The sequence below is a fragment of the Chloracidobacterium thermophilum B genome, assembly GCF_000226295.1.
Classification (GTDB): Bacteria; Acidobacteriota; Blastocatellia; order Chloracidobacteriales; family Chloracidobacteriaceae; genus Chloracidobacterium; species Chloracidobacterium thermophilum.
In genome coordinates this window covers 2,036,902-2,049,974 of record NC_016024.1, presented here as the reverse complement: position 1 = coordinate 2,049,974, position 13,073 = coordinate 2,036,902, and the positions used below count along the sequence as shown (strand labels likewise).

Genomic DNA, 13,073 nt, shown 5'->3' with positions numbered 1-13,073 from the left:
AGCCACCAACATACCCACACTACCATGCGATTGAAGCAGCGGCAACTTCACAACCTCTTCCGGTTTCAGCACAGCAATCAGGGCTTGTCCCGGCCGGGTAGCCGAACCCCTCAGCGGGAAAGAAAAGCCTCCATGGTCAGCGGCCCGACACCGACCAGTTGGGCCAGTTCACCGGCCGGGTAGCGGAAGCCGGTGTTCCACAGGTCAACCAGTGTATCTCCGGCGCGCCGGCTGGTGGGCCAACTGCCGTACCGGGTGCGTAGCCAGTCATCGAGGGCGGCTGCCAGCCAGGCTCCCCGGAGTTGCCCGAAAGCGTGAGCCGCCAGATCGAGTTCCCGGTACAGCTCCCAGTCGGAGAGGGTTGCGCCCAAGTGTTGTTCAAACTCGGTGCGGAGGCGCTCCAGTGACCAGTCAGCCGTGGCACGTCCGTACCAGGCGATACAGCGCCAGGCCGCCTGCCGTACGACATGCCAGCGCCACGCCGCCATAGCACGCTGCACATCCGGGGGAAGCTGGAGGTCGAGCATTCTGGCCAGCCAGCGGTGGTCGGCCAACAACCCGGCAAAAAGCCAGCTCCAGGTTGCGGCAATTGCGGGGTCGCCATAGCTGCGGAGTTCAACGGGCAGGTTCGGAGAAGTCCAGGCCGCGTGCTGGGCGCGCGCCAGTTCACCCAAAAAACCGTGCCAGCTCTGCCAGCCGCGCGGTGGAGCAACCGCCCAGCGGATGTCTTCGGGGACGCGCACCCGGAAGACCCCGGTGACGCCGGTGGCCTGCCACGTCGTGGTGAGGTTGGTTTGCTGCCACGGGCGGATGCCAAAGCTGCGCAGCAGTTCCTCAGCCAGATACCGTTGCCGACGGTGGGCAAAGGGGTCGGTTGGGCTGGTATCCTTGGCGGCAGCCACGGCGCGGCGATAGGCGGTGTCGGTTTCAGCCAGAAACCGCTCACAGGCGGTCGTCCAGGCGGCCAGGTCTTCCCCACAGAGCCGTTGGGTGTGGGCAGCGGCCTGGGCGGCAAGGCTGTCATAGCCAAGTTGCCGGGCTGCCTGCGCTGTGAGGTTCCAGCGTTGCGCCTGAAGGTCCACCAGACTGGCGTAGTGCGCCTCCAGCCGGCGGGTCAGTTCCTGGCGGGTGGTTCGGTCGGTTTCCTGTTCCAGCCAGCCGGCAACCGTCGTGGCGGCATGGCGTTGCCCCTGCCAGGTGATGAACGGTGTCGTCAGCGCCCGGTGAAGTTCGGCATCGAGTTCCCGGGCGGCGGCGCGGATGAACCAGTTTTCGGCAAAAGTCTGAAGAACCTGCCCGCCGCGCTGTTCGACCGCCGGGCGGGAGGTGTCGTCCTGGCACGCCTGGCGCAGGGCCGCGATGGTCGTGGACGACCACAGATCGCTGAAGCGGTCATACAGCGGCGGGGGAAGCGGCTCGAAGGGGGAAATCTGCCGCCAGCCAGCCTGCCGTGCGCTGGCGCGCGCCGCCTGAAAGGCCGCAAACTCACAGCGGTAGGCATCACGTTTCATGACCTGCTCCTGCAGACCTGGGACTTTCGGGCGGCAAAACCTGATGGGGAGGCGGTTCGGATGGCCGGCAAAATTGAAGCTGCGTGGCGGAAGGTGTAGTATTCAGCCCACACTTGGCAAGATGTCGTGCCTGTCCACGTCGCTGTGATGCCGACAGGGCGGCGATACCGGATGCCAGGTTCAACCAGAGACACCTGCCGAAGAGAGACCTATGCCTGCTTCCACAACCCAGGAATACCTTGACGCCCTGCTGGAGGCCATTCGCCTTGAGTCTCCCGAAGAAGCCATCATGGCCCTGCGCGCCAGGTTTCCACTGCTCGACACTCAGCTTATTGCTGCCGACGTACGGTGGGGGCGCGACCTGCGGCAGCGCGGGTATGGACGGCGCGAGATTCTCGAAGACCTACATCTGGCCTGAAGCTGGTTCTCTGCCGGATGTCCGCCGCCCCTGCCAGGTGGTTTCGGTCGGGTGTGGGACATCAAGGTGGGCCAGAATGCGAAAAACGAGATGGTCAACCAGCTCCAGAATGGATTGTGGGCGGTGGTAGAAACTCGGACAGGCCGGCAGGATCAAGGCCCCGGCCCGCTCGACGCGCAGCATGTTTTCCAGGTGGATGGCATTGAAGGGCGTTTCGCGCGGCACCAGCACCAGCCGCCGGCGTTCCTTGAGCATCACGTCCGCCGCGCGGTGAATCAGGTCGCGGGCAATGCCGGAGGCAATGTAGCCCAGGCTGCCCATGCTGCATGGCACGACAGCCATGCCGTCGCAGGGGTGCGAGCCGCTGGCAATCGTCGCGCCGACATCCCTGGCAGGCAAAAGGGTAATCTTGGTCGTCGGCCGGCCCAGCAGCAATTCCGCGTCGCTTTGCCGGGTGCCGGTGACAGGCAGTTCAAGTTCCTCCCGGATGACCGTCACGCCCAACGCACTGATGATCAGGCTGATGCGGGCCACGGCGGGACTGGCGTCGAGATAGTGCAGCAGACGCTGGGCGTAGATGGCACCGCTCGCACCGGTGATGGCAACGGTCAGATGTTTCACGCAGACAGCGACTCACAGGGCCGTAAGGTTGGCCGGTTTTCCAGGGCAAACGCGGCCCGGGCCGGACGGGTAACTCCAACGCCATCATTGCTGTGGAAATGATAAACTGCAAGGACAATCAACGGTAGCCCGTGCTCTCGTGGCGGGTGTGTGGTGACGACAATGACGACAGCCAAAACCTCGACCGTGGCGTGCCCCAAGTGCGGCCGTCTGAATGGACTCCACCGCGCCACCTGCCTGTTCTGTGGTCAGCCCCTGCTCATTCCGGGGCAGGAAAGCCAGGTGCTTCCCAGCCTGCGGGAGGCCGATGACATCGAGCCGGGCTACAATGTCATCTTTCTGCCTCCGGTGCTGTCAACTCCCGAAGTCGTTGAGGAAGTGGCCACGGTCGGACGCCTTACGCCGGAGCAGGCGGAGCGTCTGCTGGCTTCACCCTCACCGGTGCCGATTGCACGCGCAGCGACTTCTCACGATGCCGTGTTGCTGACCCAGCGCCTGGCACAGTCCGGGTTGCGTACGGTGGTTCTGTCTGACAGGCAGTTGTCACCCCTTCATCCACCACGGCGTGCGCGAGCGCTGGTGTCCGTCGGGGAATACCTCGAAGTGTGGGGCAGTGAAACGACGACACCTATCCGCCTGCCCTGGAAAGACATCTCGCTGCTGGTCTTCGGCCTGCTGCGTTTCCGTCAGGTGCTGGCGCGGGAATCCATGGCCACACGCCGCACCAAGGCCGAGCGCGAGGAACTTCTGACCAATGACGAAGAAGTGCCTGTCATTGACCTGTTTGGTCCAACCCTGGCCACCCACATACGGATTCGCGCCGATGGGTTTGACTACTCGTGTCTGGGCCCGCGCCGGGGGTTGCTGGCGGCGGAAAACCACGTGCGCCTTGGCGACTGGCTGCTGGCTTCAGTGTCTGCCCCGACCGTGGTCAACCGCGACTTTCGCACCGTAGCGCAGGCTATTGAACCCATCTGGGGGCTGACGAAAACCAAAAGCCGGCAGCCCTTCAAACGGGCTGGCATCGGGAAGGTGTCGGCGGAGATGACCGAGTACGTGGATAACGACCGCCAGTTCACCTGTTTTGCCCGAAGTCTCTTTTTTATTGCCCGCCCTGCCTGAGCGTCATTCCAAAGGCGACCGCGAGGGGCGGCAGGATATTATTTTTGTGAAAGGCTCAACGATTAGGCTCACACCATGACGACACCCACAGTTCAACCCAGAGTTCAGCCCGAATTGGCACCGCCGGCTGTGGCGGCTCAAGACGCTGTCAGAGATTACGACGCCGATTCCATTTCAAACCTTTCCGGGCGGGAAGGTGTTCGGCTTCGGCCGGCGATGTACATCGGCTCCAACGGCGAGCTTGGACTTCATCACCTGGTCTATGAAGTGGTGGACAACTCCGTGGATGAAGCCCTGGCTGGGTACTGTACCCACGTGGAGGTGTTCATCCATCCCGATGACTCCATCTCGGTCATTGACAACGGACGGGGCATCCCGGTGGACATCAAACGGGATGACCCCCTGCAGCGGTCGGCGGTCGAAATCGTCATGACGGAGTTGCATGCCGGCGCCAAGTTTGGGAAGGACAACACGTACAAGGTATCCGGGGGGTTGCACGGCGTTGGCGTTTCATGTGTCAACTTTCTGTCAGAATGGCTGCGGGTCGAGGTCTATCGCCATGGACACGTCTATGAGCAGGAATTCGAGCGAGGAATCCCCACCGGTCCCTTGCGCCAGACCGGTGTCACCACCCGGCGTGGCACGCGCGTCAGTTTCAAGCCTGACCCTGAGATTTTCACCACGACACGCTATGACTTCGATACCCTGGCGCAGCGGCTGCGCGAGAAAGCCTTTCTGACCAAGGGCCTGACCATCACCCTGATCGATGAGCGGGGCGCCGAAGAACGGCGGCATGTGTTCTATTATCCGGGCGGCATTGCCGAGTTTGTCACCCACCTCAACCGCAACAAGACGGTTCTGATGCCCAAACCGTTTTACTGCGAAGTGACGCAGGGGGACCTGACGATTGAAGCTGCGCTGCAATACAATGACGGCTACGATGAAAAGGTCTTCAGCTTTGCCAACAACATCAACACGGTGGATGGTGGCACACATCTGTCGGGCTTTCGGTCGGCGCTGACGGCGAGCATCAATGCCTACATGGCTGGCGAAGGTCTTGGCAAGCAGCTCAAGGAAAATCTCACGGGAGACGATGTACGGGAAGGACTGGTCGCCATCATCAGTGTGAAGCTTCCCCAGCCACAGTTCGAGGGGCAGACCAAGAACAAACTCAACAGTGATGTGCGAGGCATCGTGGATTCTGTGCTGCGCGAGCAGCTCAAGACCTATTTCAACGAGCATCCCTCCATTGCCCGGGCCATCGTCAAAAAGGCCGTTGATGCGGCGCAGGCTCGTGAAGCCGCCCGGCGCGCGCGTGACATGTCCCGTAAATCCGCGCTCAATCACCTGTCCCTGCCGGGCAAGCTGGCCGATTGCGCCGAGCGCGACCCGGCCCGGTCGGAACTCTTCATCGTCGAGGGAGACAGCGCTGGCGGCAGCGCCAAGCAGGGGCGTGACCGTCGGACGCAGGCCATCCTGCCGCTTAAAGGCAAGATTCTCAATGTCGAGAAAGCCCGCCAGGACAAAGTGCTGGAGCACAAGGAAATCGAAGCCCTTGTCCAGGCGCTGGGAACGGGTATCGGCAAGAGCGAGTTCTCAATTGAACGGCTGCGCTATCACAAAGTCATTCTGCTGTGCGATGCCGACGTGGACGGGGCCCACATCCGCACCCTGCTCCTGACCTTCTTCTACCGGCAGATGCCCGAACTCATCGAGCGCGGTCACGTCTTCATCGCCCAGCCGCCGCTCTACAAAGTCAAGAAAGGGAAATCGGAGCAGTACCTGCTCGATGACCAAGCGTTGAACCAGTACCTGCTCAAGCAGGCAACAGAACGGGTGGAGGTGACGGTCGAGCCAACCCAGCAGGTTCTCAAGGGCAGCAAGCTGGTGCGGTTTCTGGAGGGACTGCTGGAGTTTCAGGCTCTGGCAGCCAAACTGACGCGACGGCTTGGTGGGGATACCCGCCTGATGGAGTTGGTCCTGCACACCCTTACTGGTGAAGGTGGCTACCGCCCAGGGCGCAAGTGGCATGCCCTTTTTGAGACCGAAGCCTGGCTGCGCCACCTGGCCGAAAAGCTCACTGCCGCTGGATATGCGGCCCACCTTGACCGTGACGAGGAACACAACCTGTTCCGCCTTGTCACCCAGCTTCAGGATGTGAATTCACCGGAGCGAAGCGTGGCTGTGGACTGGGAGTTGGCTACCCACGCCGAGTTTCAGCGGTGTGCCACTATCTATGCCGAGTGGCGCGACGCCATGACGGGTCCCTACCGGGTCTCATTTGGAACGACAACCACGCCTGTGGCGGAACGCGCTGCGCTCAGCGAGCAGGTGTTTGCTTTCGTCCGGGGTGACATCTCCATCCAGCGTTACAAAGGCTTAGGCGAAATGAACCCGGAGCAGCTCTGGGAAACCACCCTCAATGCTGAAAAACGAACCTTGCTCCAAGTGCGGATCAATGATGCTGTCGAGACTGAAAACCTGTTCACCATCCTGATGGGAGATGATGCCAAACCACGCCGACAGTTCATCGCCGAACACGCCCTCGATGTGAAAAACATCGACGTTTGACTCAACCTCTGCCGGCCTGGTTGTGTTATGGCCGGGAGCGTCAGACACCCAGGCGGGCAGGGCGCAAGTCAGTTGGCTGCCTTGCCCCGCTTTTTGTTTTCCCGGAAGCCGCTGTTGGGAATGGCGCTGACGACGACCTTGCCAAACCGTGCCGACTGGCCAATCCGTGGCACCGTCCCGACGAAATAGGCCCGCTGCCCAGGCACGAGAAACTCACCGCCCGCCATGGTGCGTCCGCTTCCGATTGGCACGTTGTACTTGTCCAAGACCATAAACAACAGGGACGGATTGTAGCGCCGGACACCGTCATTGCCCGTGTGGACAACCTCGCCGCTGATCACGATGTCACCATTTTCAGCTACTTCAGCCGTACAACTTTCAATGCGGAGCGGATCGTTGATGGGATTTTCGACCTGAACATTGATGGGAAACGACATACTCGCCTCACCTGCAAAAGATGAGAAATGGCAGGGACGCCGGAGAAACTTGCTTCCAAGCTACATTGCGCTGCCGTGGCTTGGTAAGTCCGAAAAAATTAAGTCCGAAAAATTACGGTGCGCCAAGGAGCATCACGTTTGCCCACTGTGCCGGATGGTGGGCTGGGACCGTGCGCCAGGCTTGCTGGAGCGCCACGGCCGGACTGGCTCCCGCCTGCCGCGCCCGATGAAACGCGCACATCAGGTCACGCATGAAGTGGTCATCCGTACGGGCCAGCGTGGCGACGACGCTCGCCGCGCCCGCTGCCAGAAAGGCCTGTCCAAGGCCCGTTGCGCCCTCGCCCCGCAACGAAGCTCCAAGCGCCGACTCGCAAGCTGAAAGCACCACCAGGCGGAGCTGTGGGAAGGAACATTCGTACACTTCGGCAGCCGTAAGTTCCCCGTCATCTTCAGCAGTGGATGTGAGGTAAAGCACCGACCGCAGCGGTGCATCCGGTTCAGCCCGGCCGTGAACGGCCAAGTGGGCCAGGTGGGCCTGGTGCAGCGCCGCCATGAGGTTCGCTTTCGTGACCTGTCCGCCGGTCAGTGTCACTCCTGTCCCCAGAATGGATTGCAGGCAGCGGATTTCATCCCGCGCGCCGGGAAGCGGCGGCAGGTCCTGAGCTTCAGCAGTGGCGGACAGGTCTGGATCGGCTGCGACAAGAACCCCCGCAGTCTGTGGCGCCTGAGTGCACTTTTCAAGCACATGGACCAGAGATGTCACGCTCGGACACACTGAAAATGGGATGTGCCCGGCGAACCACTGTCCTTCAGCATCACAGAGAACCGCCCACGGCAGGCTGTAAAGTGGGCCGTCGGGAACGATGACCAGGCGCGTGGAAGCCATCCTGGAAAGGTTCAGGGGCGCGATGAGTGTGGCGTACAGATGTTGTCCGATGTGGCGGAGGTGGGCGATGTCACTCGTCGCATCGGCTAAAAGGCGGTTGAGGGTATGGATGTCGTGGGCCAGCCGCCCGCCGGTGATAGCCAGTGTCGTGTGATGCAGGCTGTGTCGTGTGAGTACGAAACTTTCGGTCTGCTCATCCCCGACCGCGTAGGCCAGAACGATGACCTGCTCCGGCAAACGCACCTGTAACGCCCGGATGAAAGCCGCCCCGGTGGCTGGAAGCGGGGAGGACGCGCCGGGGTTTCCGGTCGCCTGGCGGCGGCGGTCGAGCAGGGTTCGCGCCCGCGCCTGTTCGAGACAGGCGAAGGCTTCCACAACCTGGCCGCGTTTCAGCCGCAGGGCGGCCAGACGCTCGTACAACTCGGCATGCCGGTGGAAAAAGCGTTGGCGGTCAGGGGTTTGGGTCAGGCGAAGGCGCGTTGTTTCCAGCCAGCGGATACCGGCTTCCAGGGCGGCTTCAGCGGACTGGGGGTTGCCAAGGGCAAGGTGGGCGGCGCTCCGTACGGATTCCACAAGCGGCCAGTAGGCATCGTGCTGCCCGGTGCGCAGGTTTTCATCAGCCGCCGTACAGAGCTGAAGCGCAGCCACGGGTTCCCCCAGCGCCATGCGACACCAGGCCGCCGTCGGCAGGTAGTCGAGGGACAGCACGCGCCGCACACGCGGGTCGTTGACCTGCTCCAAAACCCTGGCGGCCCGGTCAAGGGCAGCCGCTGCCTCTGCCGGCCGGCTGGACTTGATGTTCAACACCGCCAGCAGGGTTTCAGCATCGAGCTGAAAGGCCGGGAAGGTTTGTCCGGCCGCCGCCGCGCGGGCTTCTTCGGCAAAGGCGAGTCCCAGTTCAAAAGCCCCAGCCGCCGCGCAGGTTCGGGCCGCGAAGGCGCAGGCCTGGGAATACCGCCGGGGGTTTGTGCCTCGCTGGCGGCCGGTCTGGAGCAGTTTGCGCAGCGCCAGCAGTGCGGCGGGCGCATTGCCCTGGTGTTCGTGGGCATCACTGAGAATGAGCAGGGTGCGTTGGGTTTCCTCCCAGTCGGAAAGCGTCTGAAAGGTCGCCAGCGCCGACTGGCAGTGGGCGACGGCCAGCGCCGGCCGAGCCTGGCGGAGGGCAAGCTGGGCGCGCACCCGCAGGGTTTGCCCTTCCAGGCGGGTATAGTGTCGGCTGTGCGCCGTGGACAGCAGGGCCGCGCTTAGCCGGTCAAGCAGGTCGGTTTCGGGGCGCTGTACGGCGCAATAGACAAGTCCCAGTTCGGCTTCGGCCGCGCTCGCCAGGTCGCCGACCGCGAGAAAGGTCTGGCGTGCGCGCTCGTAGAGCGGCTCGGCGGCAGTGGGTTGGCCCTCGATGGGATAGCGTTGGCGGGCCTGGCGCAGGTTCTGCCGGGCCGCCAGCCACGGGGCCGCCTGTTCTGTGTCCCGAAGCCTGGCGACAGCCTGGGCAAGGTCGGTTGCCCACAGATCACCGGCTTGTTGCCTGCTCTGCTGAGCCAGGCAGTGAAGCAGCTTGAGGTGTCGCGATGCACCGGAAGTCACAAAGGCTTCGGCCAGCACACATGCCCCGTCGAGTAATGCACCCAGATGGTGGGTGAAAAAGCTCTGTGCTTCGGGCGTCTCCGGGTGGTCGGCAAGTTTGGCCAGCGTGTTCTGAAGCTGTGAGAGGTCAGGTGGTTGGCGGGTGAGGTCATCCAGGTGCTGCCGGGCGACGGCGGCCCAGGCTTCGTCCTGTTCTTCGTCAAGGTAGTGTTGCCACTCGGCTTCCGCGCGGCGTGCCAGACCAAGCTGCTGAAACAGGAGCGCACGGTTGAAGTGGGCGGCTTGGGCGTGGTCGGGGTGTTCAAGCGCCTGGTTGAGCGCTTTGAGCGCCGCCTCGAAGTCTTCCGGTCGCCCGTGCCGGAGTCCCCATTCGGACTGCACAATGGCGGCGTCGTTGGACCAGTCCGCCGTAGCAGGGTGTGGGGCGGGATGTGGGGATGTCAGACGACGACGGGCCAGGTGTATCTCCCCAGCGGCCAGGTCGCGCCAGAGCAGGGCATGGGTACAGGCGGCAGGTTCAAGCGTTGTTGTGGCGGCGACAGCAGCCGTCAGCCTTGTGGTTTGTGCCAGGTTGAGGCGGGCCGTCGTCCCGGTGGAAGGTGCCGGCGCCCCGGAAAGACGAAACCCATGGGGCGAAGTCACCGGCCATTGCCGAAGGCTCTGCCACACATCAGGTTGGCTGGTGAGAGATGGCTGCCGGCAGGCCGGCAGGCCAGCGACAACCAGCACCAGCAGCCAGGCTCCCGGCCAGGTGATACGCCACAGGCAGGGCACAAGCGCAACACTTGCACGTTGCCGGCTGGTCATGGCTATCCCGTCTCCGTGGCTTTCTATTCGGAGCATATTGCATCGGTACACCTGGCGTGCCAATACATGGCTGGTGAACCTGCTTTACCGAAACGTTCCAAATCATCACGAAGAGGACACCTTTTCGACCTATGACTTTCTCTGGCAATCAAAAGCACACGGCGCAACACCGGACGGCGCTGCTTTTGCTGATGTTGATTGTGCTTCTGACCTTTGGCTGCACCTCTCCACCCCCGGCGCAACCGCCCTCCCTTCCGCCTCCGCCGCCATCTGCGCCAGCATCACCTCCGGCGACGACTCCTGCCAAGCGTCTGGTGGCAACCCTGGAAACGACCAAGGGCCGGATTCGCTTTGAACTCCTGACGCAGGATGCGCCCAAAACCTGTGAAAACTTCCGCCTGCTGGCCGAGCGAAAGTACTTCAACGGGCTGACGTTTCACCGTGTCATCAAGGGCTTCATGATCCAGACCGGCGATCCCAAAGGTGACGGAACAGGTGGTGAATCGGCTTTTGGGGGCGAATTTGCCGATGAAATTGACCCCAAATCGCCGCTGTATCTGGCCGGGTACAAGGCCGGTATTGTGGCGATGGCCAATCGCGGTCCGAACACCAACAGCAGCCAGTTTTTCATCATGCACCGGGATTACCAGCTTCCGCCGCAGTACACGATTTTCGGGCGGGTGTTTGAAGGCCAGGACGTGGTGGATGCTATTGCCGAGACGCCGACCTACCAGGGCCCGGAAATGCTGAAGCGGGACCGGCCCCTGACGCCCATCCGCATCATTTCGGCGACGGTCAGCGAATTTTGACCTGCGCGCCATGACGAAGGGGAGCCTTCTGACCTATCCTGCTACGCAACTCATCTTTGGAAAGGATATTGCGGTATGTCCACCCGGCGCATTGCGACGCTCGTCACCAACTACGGCACGATTCAGTTTGAGCTGCTGGCTGAGGACGCCCCCCGGACGGTTGAAAACTTCACGCTGCTGGCGAATCGTGGCTATTACACCAACGTGACCTTTCACCGCGTTATTCGCGGTTTCATGATTCAGGGCGGTGACCCGACCGGCACCGGTGCGGGCGGAACGTCGGCTTTCGGGCGGGAGTTTGAAGATGAAATCAATCCTGCCTCGCCGTTGTACCGGACGGGCTATGTGCCGGGGATTGTCGCCATGGCCAACCGGGGGCCGAACACCAACGGCAGCCAGTTTTTTATCATGCACAAGAAAAGCGCCCTGCCGCCCAACTACACGATTTTTGGGCGGGTCATCGCCGGGCAGGAGGTGGTGGACGCCATTGCCGAGACGCCGACAAATGCCCAGGACCGACCCCTCAAGCCGGTGATCATCGAGTCGGCGCGGGTGGAGGAGGTTCCGGCCGGTTGAGCCGCGGCTGAGAAGGTCACTTGCTTTTCGGGGATGAACGCGCTAGTTTCACGTCCCGCATTGCACGGCTGCATCCTTAGCTCAGTTGGATAGAGCGTTGGCCTCCGGAGCCAAAGGTCGCTGGTTCGAATCCAGCAGGATGCACCACTTTGCTTTTCCCCTGCGCGCCGGTCCGCCGCCCTCCTGCCATGGAAACTCACACTGCTGCCGTCGAGATGCGCGGGGTCACAAAGCGTTTTGGGTCTCTGGTGGCCAATGACGCGGTGACGCTCACCATTGCCCCACAGACGGTTCACGCCCTCATCGGGGAAAATGGCGCTGGCAAGTCCACGGCCATGAACATCCTCTATGGCCTGTACACACCGGATGCCGGAGAAATCCGGCTGCGCGGTCAGCCGGTCCACTTCACTTCCCCACGCGCTGCGATTGCCGCCGGGCTGGGCATGGTTCACCAGCACTTCATGCTTGTGCCGACGCTGACCGTCCTTGAAAACATCATCCTTGGCGCAGAACCGCGGGTGGGGTGGATGGTGGACAAGGCCGGTGCCCGGCGCAAGGTGCTTGATTTGTGTGAGCGCTACAAGCTGCGCGCCAACCCGGATGCCCTCATCGGGGAGTTGTCGGTTGGTGAGCAACAGCGCGTCGAAATCCTCAAGACCCTCTACCGTGGCGCGGACATTCTGATTCTCGATGAGCCGACGGCCGTTCTGACGCCGCCGGAAGTCGAGGAACTTTTTGCAGTGCTGCGGACGCTCCGCCAGCAGGGCAAAACCATCATCCTCATTACCCACAAGCTGGCCGAGGTGCTGGCGATTTCCGACCGTGTGACCGTGATGCGTGACGGGCGCGTGGTGGGGGAAGTCGAAACCCACGAGACTTCGGCGGAAGCTCTGGCCCGATTGATGGTTGGGCGCGAGGTGCTCCTGCGGGTTGAAAAAACGCCGGCCCGACCCCAGAACGTGCTGCTTGAGGTCAGACAACTCACAGCCCTGAAGCCCAATGGGACGCCAGCTCTGCGAGGCGTGTCATTGCAGGTGCGCGCCGGAGAAATCGTCGGGATTGCCGGGGTGGAGGGGAATGGACAGTCAGAACTCATTGAATGTCTGGCCGGGCTGCTGAAGCCCACCGGTGGGGAGATACTGTTGCTGGGTCAGTCGCTGGTGGGGAAATCGCCCCGTGCCATCCGGGCGCTGGGTGTGGCGCACATCCCGGAAGACCGCCACAAACGCGCTCTGCTGCTGGATTTCGACCTGTCGGACAACGTCATCCTGGGAGACCATTACCATCCTCCGGCAGCCCGTTTGGGATTTCTTGACCGCCCGCGCATCAACGAGCGAACGGAGGCGCTTTTGCAGGCTTTTGATGTGCGTCCACCCAATCGCCGGGCGCTGTCCCGGTCACTGTCGGGAGGGAATCAGCAGAAGCTTGTCGTCGGACGGGAGTTTGAGCTGCCGCCAAAACTTCTGCTCGTGGCCCAGCCGACCCGTGGAGTGGACATCGGCGCTATTGAGTTCATTCACCGCAAGCTGCTGAAGCTGCGTGACGCTGGCGTAGGCATCCTGCTGGTATCGGCGGAACTGGAGGAAGTTTTGTCCCTTAGTGACCGCCTTCTGGTCATGTATGATGGGCGCATCGTCGGTAACGTTGAGCCAGACCGGGTTTCCCAGGCCGAGTTGGGGTTGATGATGACCGGCGCTGTCCATTCTGACACGGCTGTGGAGCATCGCTGAC

At 62.3% G+C, this 13,073-nt stretch carries 10 protein-coding genes and 1 tRNA gene; 7 read left to right on the top strand and 4 right to left on the bottom strand.

Translation table 11 applies throughout. From position 1 onward, the window contains the following. Positions 1-110: 110 nt before the first annotated feature. Positions 111-1,511, bottom strand: coding sequence for a hypothetical protein (locus tag CABTHER_RS08420; protein ID WP_014100199.1), 1,401 nt, complete (start codon positions 1,509-1,511; stop codon positions 111-113). A 211-nt stretch (positions 1,512-1,722) separates the two neighbouring features. Here CABTHER_RS08420 and CABTHER_RS08415 point away from each other — a divergent pair, with 211 nt between their 5' ends. Next, positions 1,723-1,929: a hypothetical protein gene (locus CABTHER_RS08415; protein ID WP_014100198.1), complete on the top strand. Its 207-nt coding sequence runs from the start codon at positions 1,723-1,725 to the stop codon at positions 1,927-1,929. On the opposite strand, the gene CABTHER_RS08410 is transcribed toward CABTHER_RS08415, so the two are convergent. After that, positions 1,915-2,550 carry a UbiX family flavin prenyltransferase gene (locus CABTHER_RS08410; protein WP_014100197.1) on the bottom strand — a complete coding sequence of 212 codons (636 nt, stop codon included), beginning with the start codon at positions 2,548-2,550 and terminating at the stop codon, positions 1,915-1,917. The genes CABTHER_RS08415 and CABTHER_RS08410 overlap by 15 nt on opposite strands. Positions 2,551-2,712: 162 nt before the next feature. On the opposite strand from CABTHER_RS08410, the gene CABTHER_RS08405 reads away from it, so the two are divergent. Next, positions 2,713-3,672, top strand: coding sequence for a hypothetical protein (locus tag CABTHER_RS08405; RefSeq protein ID WP_014100196.1), 960 nt, complete (start codon positions 2,713-2,715; stop codon positions 3,670-3,672). 75 nt (positions 3,673-3,747) lie between these two features. Continuing rightward, on the top strand, positions 3,748-6,243 hold the full coding sequence (gene gyrB, locus CABTHER_RS08400; protein ID WP_081464804.1) for a DNA topoisomerase (ATP-hydrolyzing) subunit B: 2,496 nt from the start codon (positions 3,748-3,750) through the stop codon (positions 6,241-6,243). A 68-nt stretch (positions 6,244-6,311) separates the two neighbouring features. Here gyrB and CABTHER_RS08395 read toward each other — a convergent pair whose 3' ends face one another. Next, entirely contained in the window at positions 6,312-6,680 is a 369-nt protein-coding gene (locus CABTHER_RS08395) for a hypothetical protein (RefSeq protein ID WP_014100194.1), read from the bottom strand. Positions 6,681-6,792: 112 nt separating this feature from the next. Next, positions 6,793-9,957, bottom strand: a complete 3,165-nt coding sequence (locus tag CABTHER_RS08390) for a CHAT domain-containing protein (RefSeq protein WP_014100193.1) — start codon at positions 9,955-9,957, stop codon at positions 6,793-6,795. A 131-nt stretch (positions 9,958-10,088) separates the two neighbouring features. On the opposite strand from CABTHER_RS08390, the gene CABTHER_RS08385 reads away from it, so the two are divergent. The 4 genes from CABTHER_RS08385 to CABTHER_RS08370 all read left to right on the top strand — a co-directional run bounded on the left by CABTHER_RS08385 (position 10,089) and on the right by CABTHER_RS08370 (position 13,072). Further along, positions 10,089-10,766: a peptidylprolyl isomerase gene (locus CABTHER_RS08385; RefSeq protein WP_014100192.1), complete on the top strand. Its 678-nt coding sequence runs from the start codon at positions 10,089-10,091 to the stop codon at positions 10,764-10,766. A 75-nt stretch (positions 10,767-10,841) separates the two neighbouring features. After that, positions 10,842-11,342 (top strand): peptidylprolyl isomerase, encoded by a 501-nt coding sequence (locus CABTHER_RS08380; RefSeq protein WP_014100191.1) that lies wholly within the window; start codon positions 10,842-10,844, stop codon positions 11,340-11,342. 70 nt (positions 11,343-11,412) lie between these two features. Next, positions 11,413-11,489: transfer RNA gene (locus CABTHER_RS08375), tRNA-Arg, on the top strand. Positions 11,490-11,530: 41 nt separating this feature from the next. Continuing rightward, positions 11,531-13,072 carry an ABC transporter ATP-binding protein gene (locus CABTHER_RS08370; protein WP_014100190.1) on the top strand — a complete coding sequence of 514 codons (1,542 nt, stop codon included), beginning with the start codon at positions 11,531-11,533 and terminating at the stop codon, positions 13,070-13,072. Position 13,073: the final 1 nt, after the last annotated feature.

Bases quoted from the DNA above. Each gene is read 5' to 3' on its own strand.
- CABTHER_RS08385 (WP_014100192.1), top strand. From the start codon at position 10,089: ATGACTTTCTCTGGCAATCAAAAGCACACGGCGCAACACCGGACGGCG.
- CABTHER_RS08395 (WP_014100194.1), bottom strand. From the start codon at position 6,680: ATGTCGTTTCCCATCAATGTTCAGGTCGAAAATCCCATCAACGATCCG.
- CABTHER_RS08370 (WP_014100190.1), top strand. From the start codon at position 11,531: ATGGAAACTCACACTGCTGCCGTCGAGATGCGCGGGGTCACAAAGCGT.
- CABTHER_RS08415 (WP_014100198.1), top strand. From the start codon at position 1,723: ATGCCTGCTTCCACAACCCAGGAATACCTTGACGCCCTGCTGGAGGCC.
- CABTHER_RS08380 (WP_014100191.1), top strand. From the start codon at position 10,842: ATGTCCACCCGGCGCATTGCGACGCTCGTCACCAACTACGGCACGATT.
- CABTHER_RS08420 (WP_014100199.1), bottom strand. From the start codon at position 1,511: ATGAAACGTGATGCCTACCGCTGTGAGTTTGCGGCCTTTCAGGCGGCG.
- CABTHER_RS08405 (WP_014100196.1), top strand. From the start codon at position 2,713: ATGACGACAGCCAAAACCTCGACCGTGGCGTGCCCCAAGTGCGGCCGT.
- CABTHER_RS08390 (WP_014100193.1), bottom strand. From the start codon at position 9,957: ATGACCAGCCGGCAACGTGCAAGTGTTGCGCTTGTGCCCTGCCTGTGG.
- gyrB (WP_081464804.1), top strand. From the start codon at position 3,748: ATGACGACACCCACAGTTCAACCCAGAGTTCAGCCCGAATTGGCACCG.